This is a genomic window from Robertkochia flava, from assembly GCF_020166515.1.
Lineage (GTDB): Bacteria > Bacteroidota > Bacteroidia > Flavobacteriales > Flavobacteriaceae > Robertkochia > Robertkochia flava.
On record NZ_JAINZT010000002.1, the window covers coordinates 99,001 to 115,570 of the forward strand.

Consider the following 16,570-nt stretch of genomic DNA (forward strand, 5'->3'; position numbering starts at 1 on the left):
TTTTTTTACATCACCCTGGAAATTCGCTACCCGTGACTAACGGTAACGGTACAACGGAGAAAAACAGCAGGTTTCAAAAGGAATACAAACCAACGTATAACCCTGTATAGTATGCGTCGCATTTTAAAAACATTCCCGGAAGAGATATCAATGGGTTAGGCGTAAGTCAGCATTCCTGCGCCACTTTATCACCTTATTACCTCACCACTTTTTACGTCATTGCATCTTAACCCGGGCCTTTAAATAAGAAGCTCTCGGGAACTTTTTTTGTACATGACATATGTCATAGGAAAACGCCTTTTAGCTGTCGTAGCTTTACCCCAAATTGGCAGCTATGTGCAGTAACCACCTTATTCAGAAATACAACGTGCCCGGGCCCCGATATACGAGTTACCCCACGGTACCCTACTGGGATGCCAGCGGATTCAGCGGGGAGAATTGGAAAACCCTGGCTGCTGAAACCTTCAGGGCTACCAACGCTTCCGAAGGGATCAGTTTATATATCCATTTACCCTATTGTGAAAGCATGTGTACCTTTTGCGGGTGCCACAAGCGCATCACCACCCGTCATGAGGTGGAAAGCCCCTATATCAATGCCCTCCTTGCCGAATGGAAATTGTATGTTGACCTATTCGGGGAGGCCCCTGTGATCCGGGAGATCCACCTGGGCGGTGGGACCCCTACCTTCTTTTCTCCCGAAAATCTAAAAACACTCATGGAGGGGATTCTGAAATACGCTAAAAAGGCGGCAGACCATGAGTTCAGTTTTGAAGGCCACCCCAACAACACCACCTATGAACACCTGAAGGTACTGCGCAGCGTAGGATTTACACGGGTGAGTTATGGGGTACAGGATTATTCCCCTATTGTACAAAAGGCCATCAACCGCATTCAGCCCTTTGACAAGGTCAAGAAAGTCACCGAGATGGCAAGGGAACTGGGCTATGAATCCATAAGCCATGACCTGGTCTATGGACTGCCCTTCCAGACGCTGGGGGATATCATTGATACCATTAACAAGACCATACCGCTTATGCCCGATCGCATTGCCTTTTACAGCTATGCCCATGTGCCCTGGATCAAGGGCAACGGACAGCGGGGATTTGACGAAAAAGATATTCCTTCCGGGGAAGAAAAAAGAAAACTCTATGAAACCGGGAAGGTACTTTTAAAGGAATTGGGGTACCAGGAGATCGGGATGGACCATTTCGCCCAGTCCGACGATGCCTTGTACAAGGCCATGACCGCCGGACACCTGCACCGGAACTTTATGGGTTACACCCCTTCGAAGACCTCCCTTATGGTGGGACTCGGGGCCTCCAGCATTAGCGACAGCTGGACTGCTTTTGCCCAAAACGAGAAAAATATTGACACCTATATCTCCCTGGTACAGCAGGGGGAGATCCCCGTTTACCGGGGACATATCCTCACGGGGGAAGACCTGGTGATCCGCCAGCACATCCTCAACCTGATGTGTCAGCTTAAAACCTCCTGGAAGGACGAAAACCTTTGTTTCGATCAGTTGCCGCAGGTGTTGATAAAGCTGACGGAAATGGAAGACGACGGGCTGATCACCATTGCTGAAGACTCCATCACAGTTACCGAAAAAGGAAGACCATTTGTACGCAATATTTGCATGGCCTTTGACTTGCGTTTACAGCGCAACAACCCGAATACTCAGTTGTTCTCTATGACCATCTGAGTAGCATGATGATCTCATTATTGGTTGGCTCCCCGTTTTCTGAACGGGGAGTTATTTTATCTCGCATGTCGACCTTGAATCCGGCCTGTGCTGCGAGACGGTCGATCTCCTTAGAACAGTGGTAGTACATGAACAGCTCATCCCCTTTAGAATTCCGGGAAATCACCTTTCCTGATTTTTGCTGATTCTCCTCCAGATAGCTCAGGTAGAGTATCCCTTCGGGGTGCAACCCTCCGGCAATCTGATCCAGGTGCAACCTAACCTGCTCTGTATCCATATATGGCAGTATAAACCCGGAGACCATCCCATCAAATTTCCCCTCTCTGAAACCCCGGGTATCCAGAACATTGCCCACCTGGAAAGTGGCCCCGGGATTGAGCTTTCTGGCCTCTTCGATCATTGCCGGGGCCACATCCATCCCGGTCAGCCTAAGGTCTTGCCGATGATCCAGTAAAAAACGACTGATATTTCCCGGGCCACAACCCAGGTCCAGGACAGCACCATGAATGGGGATACCCTTGAGAAATTCAAGAAGCACATGGGCATAAGCCCCCTGATCCAGGTACTTTTCCCTGTAATCCTTTGCGTACTTGTTAAAGATGTCGCGGGTGTTTTCGAGGTTATTCACAGGGTAAATATAGCCATAAATAAAAAGCTTTAGAGAATTTGGCAGACCCCTTCCGTCATGCTTATAAAGCAACCGGATTACATTAAAATAGTAAAATACGAGTTGGCTCCCCTCCCTGTCCGGGGAGGGGGTAGATCAGGACGCAGCCCTGAGACGGGGTGGGTTGTAACAATACTCGCCATTTCAACCCCTTCCCCTCTTAATTACAGCAAGAGTACCTTCCCCTGATCAGGGGAAGGAGCCCCTTCTAATTTAATTCTACAATACCAATCCCCACGCAGATCGCCAAAGCCCATCAGAACAGGCACCGTTAAAAAAACCATGCCCTTTTGACTCTATAATCCCGGCTCTTTTTAAGGAACCACGCAATCGGGATTGGCTTTCACCATCAGGTTCATATCTGAGGGGGAGATATAAGGGATCCCCAGTCCGAGGCCACGAAGCACAAAAAGCACTCCAATCAAAACCACAAATACAGGGATGAGCTTGTTAAGACGGGTGCGCATTTTTAGAGAAAGAAAGTTTCCGGAATAAGCCGCAACGCTCATCAGGGGTATGGTTCCCGCTCCGAACAATGCCATATAGGCACTACCGGAAAGGGCATCCCCCATGGCCACTGCTCCGAACAGGGCCATATAAACCAATCCGCAGGGTAAAAATCCGTTGAGCACCCCAAGCGTGTATAAGGTTTTTGGAGACCGGTCTTTAAGACGTTCCCCCAGTGCCCCTTTTACCCTGCTCACTGCCATGTAAAATGGTGTAAGGAGTTTTCCACCCCTGAAAGTACTGAATACAGGTACCAGTGCTGCAACGATCATGAGCACTCCCAGCACAAGAGACAAGCGCTGTTGCATTCCGGAGATGAACAAGCCCCGGCCCAGGAGTCCGAAGAATAACCCAATCAGAGCATAGCTGCTGATACGACCCAAATGGTACCCCATGAGCTGGATAAATCTCTTCAAGGGATCCTTGCGGTCAAGTGGCAGTACAAAGGCAATGGGCCCGCACATACCGGCACAGTGCAGACTTCCCAAAAACCCCAGTATGAGACCGCTTAATACCATTAGTACGTGATCGATTTTTTAACTTTAAATTTTTTCCCCTTATAGGTCCAGTCGGCTACAATGTTCCAACGGCCATCCAATAAACGTGCCTTAGGTATGAGCAAATGTGGATCAGACAATGAGATCGGAACCTCAAAGTCAAATTGTTTATCAGATGGCCTGTACAGGAACACTTTTCCTTCTATGGTTTTCGGGTCTTGCCCGGCAGGGAACACTATTTCCAGTCCATCATCTGTACGCGACACCAAAAGATCGAGCCCCAGGTCCCGGGTACGTTGCTCCACATCCAGCTCCTTCTGAAACTGCAGTTCTTTCTTGTAATAATCCTCGGTAACCAATTCGTGCTCCAGGCTTTCATCAGTTAAGGTCTGTACCACAAAAAACATGATAAATCCTATGAACAATACAAAGGCTATTACAATTCCTGTTCCCCAGTTAATTTTCATAAATCTTTTATTTTTGTGTTATTAATTTTACTGCGTGGCCTGTTGAAGCCAATACAGTTAAAAGGTTACAGAATTTTAAGGGTTACAACGCATCCCTCATTAACAATTCACCATTCAAAATTCATAATTCCTTCATCCATCCTCTAGCGATAGCTATGCGGCCCCAGGAATGAGGTGGTGGTGGTTTCGATCAGATCCTCCCCGCTATACACCCCGAGCTTGATCTTCATCCGGTCGTCATCCAGAAAAGCCTTATCGATCTCCACGAAGAGGGTTCCCTCTGCCAGTCCCTGTTCAGGTACCGTGATGTGCTCTCCCGAGACCAGCTTCACCATCCCCTCGGGCGACAAAAGGCGAATATTCACATCTTCGATATTCTTTACCGTTTTATTTATGATCTTATAGGTATACACATTGCTTATAATATGGTCTCCCTTATTCTCATACAACTGCCCGGGCAACCGAAGTACGCTTGCTTCCACATCGTTCCTGAGGAAGAGCATCCCTGTAAGCACAGCCATCAGGATGCCCAGCACGGCTGCATACCCTTTCATCCGGGGGGTGAATGTAAAGGAGGCATTTTTTTCGATATTATCCTCACTGGCATACCGGATCAATCCTTTAGGCAGGTTCACCGACTCCATGATATGGTCGCAGGCATCGATACAGGCGGTACAATTCACACATTCCAGCTGGGTTCCGTTTCGAATATCAATCCCGGTAGGACAAACGTGCACACACTGTTTGCAGTCGATACAATCTCCAAATCCAAGGGCTTCACGATCTTCCCCTTTTCTGAATTTTTTTCTCCCGTTCTCGGCCTCTCCCCGAACGTGGTCATAGGCCACCACGATCGACTTATTATCCAAAAGAACACCCTGCAGCCTTCCGTACGGACAGGCAATAATGCACACCTGTTCCCGAAACCAGGCGAACACAAAGTAGAACACCCCGGTAAAGATGAGTAAGGCAATGAGCGTATCTACATGCGCTTCCGGTCCCTCGGTGATATAGGCGATCAATTGATCACTCCCAATGAGATAGGCCAGAAAAACATTCGCGATTAGAAAGGAGATCACAAAAAAGATGATCCATTTTACAACCCGTTTCCGGATCTTCTCTGCATTCCAGGCCTGGCGTGCCAGTCGCATCTGTGCCCCACGATCGCCATCAATCCAGTATTCGATGCGCCTGAAGACCATTTCCATAAATATGGTCTGGGGACAGATCCATCCGCAGAAGATCCTTCCGAACACAACGGTAAAGAGGATCACAAACACCACCCCGATGATCATGGAGATCACAAAGAGATGGAAATCCTGCGGCCAGAAAGGGAATCCGAAGATATTAAAGCGACGCTCCATCACATTGAACATGAGGAATTGGTTACCGTTGATCTTCAGGAAGGGCGACAGGAAAAGGAAGGCCAGCAAAAAGTAGCTCACATATTTACGGTACTCATAGAATTTGCCGCTGGGCTTTTTCGGAAAGATCCAGCTTCGTTTTCCTTCTTCGGTAACCGTACCTATGGAATCTCTGAAAACTTCTTTCCCCTGGTCTGCCATAGCTGTTCGCTTTTTTCAAATGCTTAATCTACTCTTGTGTCTGTACCGTTACCGAATCGATCTCTTCGGCTTCGGGGACTTCCATACCCAATGAGTCGGCAACCTGTCCGGCTGAAGATGCCGGAGCATCCGGATCTTCCCAGACCTCTCCTTCGGGAGCCTTAGGATTGGCCGGGGTGGTACCCTGCAATGTGAGCACATAACTTGCCACCTGTGCCATTTCTGATGGCTTAAGCACAGAGCTCCAGGCGATCATCCCTTTTCCGGAACGTCCTCCTTCAGAAATGGTTCTGAACACATTTTTAATACCGCCTCCCAGGATCCAATAATCGTCGGTGAGATTGGGTCCGATACCTCCTCCTCCATCTGCCATATGACATGCCACACAGTTGGTTTGGAAAATGGTTTGACCCTTGCTCAGGTCCCCGGCATCGGTAAGCAATTCGACCGTATTAACATCGATCAGGTCTTTAGCTGTCTTCTTATATTCTTCTATAGCGATCCGGGCATCCTGCATTTCCTGCTGGTATTCTTCGGCCTGTGAGGGCGCCCCCATCACGTGAAAACGCACGAGATATATGGCTGCAAAAACGATGGATATATAGAACCCATACAGCCACCACGGCGGTAGTTTGTTATCCAGCTCCTGAATCCCGTCATAATTGTGGTCCAGGATGATCTCGCCTTCCTCCTCAATGGGTTTGGTCTTTGTAAGGTTTTTATACAGCTTGCGGTACCAGGCATTCTTCTCGGCTTCGATCCGGCGGGCTTCTGCTGCCGCCTTCTGCTCTTCGGTCATCATCGCCTCAGAGATGTTGTTCATGGCCGCCAGCATTACCTCGATTCCTACCAGGGTAATGGTAAACAGCACCAGGAAGAGCGAAACTTCCGGGTACTCAATGAATGCAGGCTTATCCGAATCGATCATCCACTCGGCACCAAGGAATACCAGGGTAACGATCGCGATAACTCTTAAATATGATGAAAAATCTTTCATTGTTTATTCATTTTCTTGGTTGTCTAATGGAAAACGGCTCACCTTCCTGATGTAGTCTTTTTTAGCAGTTAGCACCCACCAAAAAAGCAGCACGAAAAACACAAAGAAGATCGAAAGCGATATGATGGGATAGATCTCGATCCCTTCGATGGAAGTCATGTAGTTTTTAATAAATTTCATCATGGCCTATTCGTTTTTAGCAGTGCGTTCATCATTGGTATCCTTCACCTTGATATCGGTTCCCAGGCGTTGCAGGTAAGCAATAAGGGCCGTGATCTCCCGGTCTTTCATGGCTATAAATTCTTCTCCACGCGCTTGCGCAGCACGCTGATCCTCTTCATAGTTCTTTTTGAATTCCGGATCGCTGTACAGGTTTTGCTCGATTCCGGCCGCCTGGGCTTCCATGGATTGCTGGGCATTGGCAATATCCTCATCGGTATAAGGTACTCCCAGGCTCACCATGGCTTCCATTTTAGCCTCGGTTTGCGAGCGGTCGTGTTTTGCCCTGAACAACCATTTATAGGCCGGCATGATACTTCCTGCAGAAGTGGTTTGCGGGTCGTACATATGGTTCAGGTGCCAGTTATCTGAATATTTCCCTCCAACCCTCAACAGGTCGGGCCCGGTACGTTTACTCCCCCAGAGGAAGGGGTGATCGTACACGTATTCTCCGGCCTTGGAGTACTCTCCGTAGCGTTCGGTCTCACTCCGGAAAGGCCTGACCATCTGGGAGTGACAACTCACACATCCCTCCCGGATGTAGATATCGCGTCCCTCCAGTTCGAGTGGGGTATAAGGTTTTACGCTGGTAATGGTCGGAATATTGGATTTCACCAGTAAGGTGGGCACAATCTGGATCACCCCACCGATCAGGATGGCAATGGTGGCCAGTACAGTAAGCTGTACCGGACGTCTTTCCAGCCAGGTATGAAATGCTTCTCCTGCCACACGTCCTTTTTTCACCCTGGTCAGGGCCGGAGCCTCCGCCAGTTCGTCGGCGACCTCACTACCCTTGCGAATGGTCATGATGGCATTGTAAATACCGATCAATACCCCCACCAGGTACATAGAACCTCCGATGGCCCGCATCCAGTACATAGGAATGATCTGCTCCTCCGTTTCCAGGAAGTTCCCATAGATAAGTGATCCGTCAGGATTGAACTGTTTCCACATGGAAGCCTGGGCAAAACCGGCCACATACATTGGCAGGGCATAGACAATGATCCCCAGGGTCCCGATCCAGAAGTGGAAATTGGCAAGGCCTTTAGAGTACAATTCTGTTTTAAACATACGAGGCACCAGGTAGTACATCATACCGAAGGTCAGGAATCCGTTCCAGGCCAGGGCCCCCACGTGTACGTGAGCGATCACCCAGTCGGTAAAGTGAGCCATGGCATTAAAGGTCTTCAGCGACAACATGGGCCCTTCAAAGGTGGCCATCCCGTAACCGGTAATGGCTACCACCATGAACTTGAGCACCGGATCGGTACGCACCTTATCCCATGCTCCCCTGAGGGTCAGCAGTCCGTTGATCATACCTCCCCAGGAGGGGGCAATAAGCATGATGGAAAATACTACTCCAAGATTCTGCGCCCAGTCGGGAAGGGCAGAATACAGCAGGTGGTGGGGTCCGGCCCAGATATAGATAAAGATCAGCGACCAGAAGTGCACTATGGAAAGGCGGTAGGAATACACCGGTCTGTTAGCGGCTTTAGGCACAAAGTAATACATGAGTCCCAGGAATGGCGTGGTCAGGAAGAAGGCCACCGCATTATGACCATACCACCATTGCACCAGCGCATCCTGAACGCCCGCGTAAACAGAGTAACTCTTTAATGCCGACACCGGAAGTTCGAGGGAATTAAAAATGTGAAGTACCGCAACGGTAACAAATGTGGCAATATAGAACCAAACCGCAACGTACAAATGGCGCTGCCTTCTTTTAATGATGGTTCCTATCATATTGACCCCGAAGGCTACCCACACCAATGCGATGGCAATATCAATAGGCCATTCCAACTCGGCGTACTCCTTGGAGGTGGTGTACCCCAGGGGCAGGGTAATGGCGGCGGCCACAATAATGAGCTGCCAGCCCCAGAAATTAAAGTTGGACAGGAAGTCGCTGTACATTCTCGCCTTTAACAGGCGCTGCAGCGAATAATACACCCCGGCATAGAGGGCATTCCCCACGAAGGCGAAGATCACCGCATTGGTATGCAGCGGGCGCAACCGCCCAAAACTAAGCCATGAGATCCCGTCTGTGAGATTGGGGAATACAAACATAAAGGCCAGTAACAGGCCTACCAACATCCCCACCGCTCCCCAGAGCATGGTCGCGTAGAGAAACTTTTTAACGATCTTGTTATCGTAATAAAATTGCTGTACTTCCATAGTAATTATCAGTTGTTATTTGCTTGGTTCAGAATTTTCATTTTTATCAGCATCCTCCACCAGCTCGTCTTCAAAGAGCATACGCACACTGGGCGTATAGCCGTCGTCAAACTGCCCGCTTCGAACTGCCATCACAAAGGCGACAAAAAAAATGACCGCCACGATCAGGCTAACCGTGATCAGGATATAGATTACACTCATACCTTTTAAGAATGCTTTAACAAATTTATTCTAGAGGGCTCTTGAAAAACATGACATTTGTCATGCAACCCTTATTTTAACGCTTTCCCCACCCAGGAAGTCGCCAGGGTGGTGAACGCCACCACGGTTAACGAGCTCAACGGCATAAGAATGGCTGCCACCACGGGAGAGAGTTGCCCGGTAACAGCAAAAAATAATCCTACCGCATTGTATAAAAAGGAGAGTACAAAGCTGTATTTTATGATTTTCACAGCCTTCCGGGACGCGCTGAGGTAACCGTCCAGGGCATCCAGCTTTTCGGCATCCAGAATGGCATCGCAGGCCGGAGAAAACACATTCACATTTTCGGCAATAGCCACGCCTACATCGCTTTGCTGCAGGGCCCCGGCATCGTTTAGACCATCCCCTACCATCATAATCCCGGAACCTTCCTGCTGGTGAAAACGGATGTATTCCAGCTTATCATCCGGCTTTTGTTCGAAAAACATCCGGGTTCCGGCCGGCAAGAGCTTCTCCAGGTTTTCCCTTTCGCTGTCATTATCCCCCGACAGGATTGCCAGGTCGTAATGTTTTTTAAGACGTTTAAACAGTCCGGCCATCCCATGCCGGTATTTATTGTAGAAGGTATAGGTTCCCTTGTATTTTTCATTTATGCCAATATGAACCGTAGTCTTGAGCGGGGCCCCATCTGTGGATACCCCCACAAATTCGGGAGAACCTGCCCTGACCTTAGCCGATCCGGAAACGCCTTCCACGCCTTTACCGCTGCTTTCATTAAAGTGGTCCAGGGTGAGAATATCATACGAATCCAGAAGTTCGTACAGCTGCCTGCTCAATGGATGATTGGAGTTTCTCAGGGTAGATCGCAACAGACTGGCCTCATTCCTGGCCAGGGTGTCCCCGTGGTAGGTGATCTCATTGCCCTTCCCGGAAGTTATGGTCCCGGTTTTATCAAAAACCACCGTGCCTACTGCGGCCATACGCTCTATCACCTGGGCGTCTTTCAGATAAAACTTCCTGCGACCAAAAATGCGGAGCATATTGCCCAGGGTAAAAGGAGCCGAAAGGGCCAGGGCGCAGGGGCAGGCCACGATAAGGATGGCGGTGATCACCGGAACGGCCTTGGAGGCATCGAGATAGAACCAGATTGCTCCCGCAACCAGGGCAATACACAGGATCACTATGGTAAAGTACCTGCTGATGCTGTTAGTCAGATCCCGAAAGCGGGTGTTTTTATCCGTCTGAAATATTTCATTGCTCCACAATTGGGTAAGGTAGCTCTGGGAGACGTCTTTTATGGCCTCTACCTCTATGGCCTCCCCGATTTGTTTTCCCCCTGCAAAAAGGGTATCCCCGGAAACCCGGGTTGCAGGATCCGATTCTCCTGTCACAAAACTGTAATCTACCCGGGCCCGTCCCCTGATGAGAATGGCATCAGCAGGAATGATCTCTTCATTCCTGATCAAAAGACGATCGCCTTCCCTTACCTTATATATATCCACCGGTTCTTCCTGTCCTTTCGTATTGATCCTGGTGATGCCTATAGGGAAATAGCTTTTATAGTCGCGTTCAAAGGACAGGAAGTCATAGGTGCGCTGCTGAAAGTATCTACCCAACAGCAGGAAGAACAACAACCCTGTAAGACTGTCAAAGAACCCCTGTCCTGTCCCGCTAAAGATCTCCCAGCTGCTTCGTAAAAAAAGTACAGCGATTCCCAGGGCTATGGGCACGTCTATATTCAGGATTCCGCTTCTGAGCCCCTTCCATGCCGAGGTAAAATAATCAGATGCTGCATAAAACACCACAGGAAGCGACATGGCAAACATGATAAGCCGGAAGAAGGGTTTGTATTGGTTCAGCCAGAATTCATCGATTTCAAAATATTCAGGAAAAGACAACAGCATGACATTGCCAAAGGCAAAGCCTGCTACTCCCAGCTTGTAGATCAGGCTGCGGTTGGTACTGTGCTTCTTTTTTTCATAATCGTCAAGACTGATATGGGGCTCATAGCCAATGGAGGTCAATAACATTACGAGGGCCTTTAAGCTCAATGCGGACCGAAAGGTGATCCTGGCTGTTTTTTTAGGAAAATTGACCTGGGAGCTACGAATCCGGGAGTCCAGTTTCTGTAAATTTTCCAGCACCCAGATACAGGAGCTGCAATGCATGGAAGGGATATACAGGTTTACAATAGCCATTTCGCCATCATAAAAATCCAGAAGGCGGTGCTGCAATTCTTCATTCTCCAGAAAATCGTATTTTCCGGCTTTAACCTCCGGACTTATTCCGGGGGTCTTTTCCAGCTCGTAGTATCCCGAGAGTCCGCTACCGGAAAGGATCTCAAAAACGGTTTTACAACCGTTGCAACAAAACGGTTTACCGTCGAATTCAATGCGATTAGTATCGCATTCTATACCACAATGGTAGCATGAATGATCCATATTTGCTCAATTACCGTAGCAAATTTGACAACCTTATGTTGCAATTAATATGATTTTTGTCATGATATTTGTACTTTAGATAAGTACAAACCATCCTTAGGTATATTATGAGTAAATGTGAACACTGTATCGTACGACAGTTCAGCTCACTTAACGCCCTCAACAAATCAGAACTCATCCGGATATCGGAGTGCAAGGAGTCTGTGATCATCAAGAAAGGTGAAGTTATCTTTGAAGAGGGACAACACCTGGATGGAATCTATTGCATTCGCTCCGGAATCTGCAAACTCACCAAGCTGAGCGACAATGGAAGACAGCAGATCATTAAGTTCGTTAAAAGTGGAGATCTCCTTGGTCAACGCACCGTAATTTCCAATGACACGGTAAATCTTTCGGCCATAGCCATACAGGATATGGAGGTTTGCTTTATCCCAAAGAACGAGATCCAGGATGCTTTCCAGAACAATCAGCGTTTTTCCGGGGAAGTAATCAAGGTATTATGTAATGACCTTCGCGAGGCTGACAACACTATTGTAAGTATGGCTCAAAAACCGGTCAAGGAACGGCTTGCTTATTATTTATTGCACTTACTTGAAGATTTCGGGGTGGACGAAGAGGGCTTCCTTGCGGTACAGCTCTCCAGGGAAGAGATCGCCGGAATGGTTGGAACTGCTACCGAGTCGCTTATTCGTATGCTCTCAGATTACAGCAAAAAAGGACTGATCGAAACCAAAGGAAAGCGTATCAAAATTCTCGATACGATGCAGATGGAACGTCTGTCCGAAGGCTTCTAAGCCCGACAACCTTCCTTACTTTAATCTTTTATTTACTTTAAATACTCCTCCGACCTCCGGAGAAGTCCCCCCTTACATCCTGTATCAGTCCTGAAACCGGGAATGCAAAAACGCCCTGTTCGTGCATTAACACAAAATTATTACAGGAATCATTACAAGATTCTTCAGGACTTAAAAACACGTTAATCCTATTGAAATAGTGTGTTTTAACGCTATTTTCCCTCCTGACACCTATCCCGGCATGATAAAAGTCATGTTTTCCATAGCTTTATTTGGTAACCTTTGTTACAGATTTAAACCATAACTGATTTGAATTATGAAAAAAATGTTCACAACACGAAAAGTTTTTTCCGGGATGATGTTCGTACTGATGATGGTTGTAGCACCTGCAGTTTTTGCACAAACCTATAGCCTGAATAACGATCAATCTGAAGTAACCATCTTTGGAACCTCCAATATTCACGACTGGGAAATCACCGTAGAGCAACAACAGGGAAGTATGACTCTTGAAGAGGGAGAAACTCCTGTATTAAAAGCCATGGAGATCACTATCCCGGTAAAAGGCCTGAAGAGCGGAAAGTCGGGAATGGACAAAAACACGTACAAGGCCATGAATGCCGACGAATATCAAAACGTAACCTTCAAACTTACCAGTCCGGCAACTCTTGAGGCAGCCGGAAACGGGAACTACAAGGCAACGGCTAAAGGCGAGCTGACCATCTCCGGGGTAACCAAGGCCACAGATCTCATCTTTACGTTAAAAAACAACGGTTCCACTGTGGAACTTGAAGGGGAAAAGACGCTGGATATGACCACCTATAATATCGAGCCACCGACTGCCCTCATGGGCACCATTACCACCGGTAAGGATGTTACCCTGAAATTCAAAACTATTCTTACAAAATAAATTAAACCCTTAAATAAAGTTCACACCTATTAAATACAACAACCATGAGAACACTTTTATCACAAATTCTGGTAGTTGCAGTGCTCTTCACAGGCATGAGCATGTTTGCACAACAACGCGACCTTGAAAATTTCCGTCCACCGGACCAACGCGGACTCCATATATTTGAAGATCCCAAAGATTCCGTTCAGGAGTTTGACGGAGTAAAGGTCAGGGTCGGCGGTGCCTCCACCATACAATTCCAGGCCCTGGATCACGAGAACTCCGGAGCTGTAGCTCTGAAGGAAATCGGGAACAATTTTAACCTGGCCACAGCCAACCTGGACCTCGACGTTCAGCTGTATACCGGGGTGAGAATGCACCTGAGAACCTACCTGTCTTCAAGACACCACCCGGAACCCTATGTAAAAGGCGGGTACATCCTTATCGATCGACTCGACTTCATCAATGAAGGTTTCCTGGGCGGACTGATGGACAATGTAACCCTTAAGATCGGGCACATGGAGAACAACTACGGGGATGCGCACTTCAGAAGATCTGACAACGCCCACACCCTTCAGAACCCATTCGTTGGAAACCTGATCATGGATGCCTTCACCACAGAAGTCGGAGCTGAGCTGTACTACAGAAGAAGCGGATTTATCGGGATGATAGGATTGACCAACGGAAAGCTCAACCAATCTGTTGATGTAAGCGGAGACACTGATACCAAAGCTTCTTTTATCGCGAAACTTGGTTACGACAACTTTGCGAGTTATGACAACCTGAGATTCCGTTTAACAGGTTCTGTATACAGTACAGGAGAAGCTGCAAGAACCTACCTTTACAGTGCCGACCGTGCCGGATCCAGATATTACCTGGTGATGGAGGATGAAGAAGCAACCACCAGTGGTAACTTCAGATCAGGTCGATTTGACCCCGGCTTCAGAAATGAGCTCACCGCGTTCATGATCAACCCATTCCTGAAATACGGAGGACTGGAGTTCTTTGGAACCCTGGAATTCTCAAGTGGAAAAGCCAATGCTGAGGCCAGCAAGAGAAATGCGAGCCAGTATGCCGGAGAGGTGATCTACCGTTTCGGTGGCAATGACGACCTTTTCGTAGGAGCGAGATATAATGCGGTAAGTGCTGAGCTTGCATCAGGAGATGATGTGGATATTAACAGATTTCAATTTGGAGCCGGATACTTCCTAACCAAGAATATTGTAGCCAAACTGGAGTATGTGAACCAGACTTACGATGGTTACGATGCCACAAGTATCTTTAACGACGGTAAATTCAACGGACTGATGTTGGAGGCCGCTATCAGCTTCTAACCATAATTTGATTAGCAATCACTTTTAACAAGGCAAGCCTCCCATTTAACAAAATGAGGCTTGCCTTTTTCTCTTTTATTACTTAATTTTTCCAAATACTGTTAACCATGAGACGTGTAGCAGCCATAGTAGTTTTGGGTAGTCTTTTATCCTTTAATGCTTCTGCTCCCACCATTGCAGACACTGAGGTATTGATCAAAGACAGCAGCTCACTTAGTATTGTCGGTAAAACGAATGTCAATACCTTTAAGTGCAGGTATGACATTACAGAACTCCGAGACCCTTTGGATGTGAATTATGTGACTGATGGGAACGCCATTGAATTCAACAGTGCGGTTCTTCGGCTCAGAAATGAAAACTTCGATTGCGGAGGCCGGGGAATTAATAAGGATTTTCACCAGTTACTCAATACCCCGAAATACCCGGAGGTGGTACTGAACCTGCAGAAGGTAGTCCCTCACCCCAGGATCAAAGACAATTATATTGCCGGGGTAAACATTACCATTGCCGGGGTTACCCGGAATTACGACCTCTTTTTAAAGATCACCCCGGAAGACGACCTTAAGATCAAGGGCGTACTGGAAATCAGCCTGCCGGATTTTAACCTGGAAGCCCCTGAAAAGGTGATGGGAATGATCAAGGTGCAGGACGATTTGGTCATCGAATTTCTTCTGGATCTTAAGGAAGCCTGATCCATGCCTGCTCGGTATCTCTTTACCTCCGAAAGACTAGGATTCAGAACCTGGGAAGCCAGGGACCTGGACTCCATGCATCGCCTGACCAGCGATAAGGAGGTCATGAAATATTTCCCTAAAGTGCTCACCCGAAAAGAGACTTCCGCCTTCATTTCAAAAATGCAGGAAATGTACGAGGAGTACCGCTATTGTTTTTTTCCGGTCGAGCTAAAGGACGATGCCACCTTTATTGGATTTACAGGACTCAGCCTGCAGGATTTTGAAGCCCCCTTTACCCCGTTAACAGATATTGGCTGGAGACTGGCCCCCGAACACTGGGGAAAAGGATATGCCACCGAAGGTGCCACGCGATGCCTTGAATACGGCTTCTCGACATTACACCTCGATACGATCTTCGCGATCGCCCCGGCCATCAATCAACCTTCCATAAGGGTGATGGAAAAGATCGGGATGACCAGGGAAAGGACGTTTAAACATCCTAAGCTAAAGGATCATCCGGAACTGGAATCCTGTGTGCTCTACTCGATCAAAGACTAACAAACGCCTTCACCTACAAGGCCGTGTGCTTTGTTAAGTTTCCTGCTGCGTATTTTGGCAACCGCCTGTTTCCGTTTGCCCCCCTGAACATTTAAGACCACTTCATCCTGGTATTCGGGCTGCCAGCATCCGCCGGAGGGGATGAATTTATTCCTGACGTTATCCGGAAGCCAAATCCGTCAACCCTCAAAATATAAAAAGCGGCCCGGTGGCCGCTTTTTATATACTTTTAAAAGAAAAATTATTTGTTCGCTGCGTAGTACTCAGCAACTTTATCCCAGTTGATCACATTAAAGAAGTGTTCGATATAATCGGGACGACGGTTCTGGTAGTTCAGGTAATATGCGTGCTCCCAAACATCGATCCCCAGGATCGGATGTCCGCCACAACCCACACCTGGCATCAGGGGGTTGTCCTGGTTAGGGGTTCCGCAAATATCCACTTTACCACCTTTGTGTACGCAAAGCCAAGCCCATCCTGATCCGAACTGGGAAGCAGCAGCGGCCGAGAATTTCTCTTTGAATCCGTCGAAAGAACCAAATGCTGCATTGATCGCATCAGCGAGTTCTCCGGAAGGCTTTCCTCCTCCGTCAGGAGACATTACTTCCCAAAAAAGGCAGTGGTTGTAAAATCCTCCCCCGTTGTTTCGAACGGCCATATTAGACATATCCAGGTTTCCGAGGATAGCTTCTATAGACTTCCCTTCCAGGTCTGTCCCTTCTACGGCACCATTCAGTTTGGTCGTATACCCGTTGTGATGCTTGGTATGGTGAATTTCCATGGTTCTCGCATCTATATTCGGTTCCAATGCATCATATGCATAGGGTAATTTTGGTAATTCAAATGCCATATTTTCAGTGATTTAATTATTAGTATTTTGTTGAAC

16 protein-coding genes are annotated in these 16,570 nt (G+C 47.8%); 6 read left to right on the forward strand and 10 right to left on the reverse strand.

The genetic code is table 11. The features are described from left to right. The first annotated feature begins 334 nt into the window (after nt 1–334). Nucleotides 335–1,702 (forward strand): oxygen-independent coproporphyrinogen III oxidase, encoded by a 1,368-nt coding sequence (gene hemN / locus K7R11_RS00950; protein ID WP_224487943.1) that lies wholly within the window; start codon nt 335–337, stop codon nt 1,700–1,702. Here hemN and K7R11_RS00955 read toward each other — a convergent pair. From K7R11_RS00955 to K7R11_RS00995, 9 genes are all read right to left on the reverse strand, one after another. Then, nucleotides 1,689–2,330: a class I SAM-dependent methyltransferase gene (locus K7R11_RS00955; RefSeq protein ID WP_224487944.1), complete on the reverse strand. Its 642-nt coding sequence runs from the start codon at nt 2,328–2,330 to the stop codon at nt 1,689–1,691. The two genes, hemN and K7R11_RS00955, sit on opposite strands and share 14 nt — an antisense overlap. A gap of 353 nt (nt 2,331–2,683) precedes the next feature. Beyond that, nucleotides 2,684–3,394, reverse strand: a complete 711-nt coding sequence (locus K7R11_RS00960) for a sulfite exporter TauE/SafE family protein (RefSeq protein WP_224487945.1) — start codon at nt 3,392–3,394, stop codon at nt 2,684–2,686. After that, nucleotides 3,394–3,840 carry a FixH family protein gene (locus tag K7R11_RS00965; RefSeq protein ID WP_224487946.1) on the reverse strand — a complete coding sequence of 149 codons (447 nt, stop codon included), beginning with the start codon at nt 3,838–3,840 and terminating at the stop codon, nt 3,394–3,396. Before K7R11_RS00965 ends, K7R11_RS00960 begins: the two co-directional genes overlap by 1 nt. A 143-nt stretch (nt 3,841–3,983) precedes the next feature. Further along, nucleotides 3,984–5,405: a cytochrome c oxidase accessory protein CcoG gene (ccoG, locus tag K7R11_RS00970; RefSeq protein ID WP_224487947.1), complete on the reverse strand. Its 1,422-nt coding sequence runs from the start codon at nt 5,403–5,405 to the stop codon at nt 3,984–3,986. Nucleotides 5,406–5,433: 28 nt separating this feature from the next. Continuing rightward, nucleotides 5,434–6,402: a cbb3-type cytochrome c oxidase N-terminal domain-containing protein gene (locus K7R11_RS00975; RefSeq protein ID WP_224487949.1), complete on the reverse strand. Its 969-nt coding sequence runs from the start codon at nt 6,400–6,402 to the stop codon at nt 5,434–5,436. A gap of 3 nt (nt 6,403–6,405) precedes the next feature. Further along, nucleotides 6,406–6,585 (reverse strand): CcoQ/FixQ family Cbb3-type cytochrome c oxidase assembly chaperone, encoded by a 180-nt coding sequence (locus K7R11_RS00980; protein WP_224487951.1) that lies wholly within the window; start codon nt 6,583–6,585, stop codon nt 6,406–6,408. Nucleotides 6,586–6,588: 3 nt separating this feature from the next. After that, complete coding sequence (gene ccoN / locus K7R11_RS00985) at nt 6,589–8,793, reverse strand: cytochrome-c oxidase, cbb3-type subunit I (protein ID WP_224487953.1); 2,205 nt, start codon at nt 8,791–8,793, stop codon at nt 6,589–6,591. Nucleotides 8,794–8,808: 15 nt separating this feature from the next. After that, complete coding sequence (ccoS, locus tag K7R11_RS00990; RefSeq protein WP_224487954.1) at nt 8,809–8,994, reverse strand: cbb3-type cytochrome oxidase assembly protein CcoS; 186 nt, start codon at nt 8,992–8,994, stop codon at nt 8,809–8,811. A gap of 71 nt (nt 8,995–9,065) precedes the next feature. After that, the gene (locus K7R11_RS00995) at nt 9,066–11,435 is read right to left on the reverse strand and encodes a heavy metal translocating P-type ATPase (protein ID WP_224487955.1); all 2,370 of its coding nucleotides are present in this window, start codon (nt 11,433–11,435) and stop codon (nt 9,066–9,068) included. Nucleotides 11,436–11,542: 107 nt separating this feature from the next. Between K7R11_RS00995 and K7R11_RS01000 the strand changes: the two genes are divergently transcribed. From K7R11_RS01000 to K7R11_RS01020, 5 genes are all read left to right on the forward strand, one after another. Further along, the gene (locus K7R11_RS01000; RefSeq protein WP_224487956.1) at nt 11,543–12,229 is read left to right on the forward strand and encodes a Crp/Fnr family transcriptional regulator; all 687 of its coding nucleotides are present in this window, start codon (nt 11,543–11,545) and stop codon (nt 12,227–12,229) included. 316 nt (nt 12,230–12,545) lie between these two features. Further along, nucleotides 12,546–13,136: a YceI family protein gene (locus K7R11_RS01005; RefSeq protein ID WP_224487957.1), complete on the forward strand. Its 591-nt coding sequence runs from the start codon at nt 12,546–12,548 to the stop codon at nt 13,134–13,136. Between the two features lie 44 nt (nt 13,137–13,180). Continuing rightward, nucleotides 13,181–14,452: a hypothetical protein gene (locus K7R11_RS01010; RefSeq protein WP_224487958.1), complete on the forward strand. Its 1,272-nt coding sequence runs from the start codon at nt 13,181–13,183 to the stop codon at nt 14,450–14,452. A 107-nt stretch (nt 14,453–14,559) separates the two neighbouring features. After that, nucleotides 14,560–15,144, forward strand: a complete 585-nt coding sequence (locus tag K7R11_RS01015; protein ID WP_224487959.1) for a YceI family protein — start codon at nt 14,560–14,562, stop codon at nt 15,142–15,144. A gap of 3 nt (nt 15,145–15,147) precedes the next feature. Then, a complete protein-coding gene (locus K7R11_RS01020; RefSeq protein ID WP_224487960.1) occupies nt 15,148–15,684 on the forward strand; it encodes a GNAT family N-acetyltransferase in 537 nt (178 codons plus the stop codon). A 241-nt stretch (nt 15,685–15,925) separates the two neighbouring features. Here the strand turns inward: K7R11_RS01020 and K7R11_RS01025 are convergent, their stop codons facing one another. Next, nucleotides 15,926–16,534, reverse strand: a complete 609-nt coding sequence (locus tag K7R11_RS01025; RefSeq protein ID WP_224487961.1) for a superoxide dismutase — start codon at nt 16,532–16,534, stop codon at nt 15,926–15,928. Nucleotides 16,535–16,570: the final 36 nt, after the last annotated feature.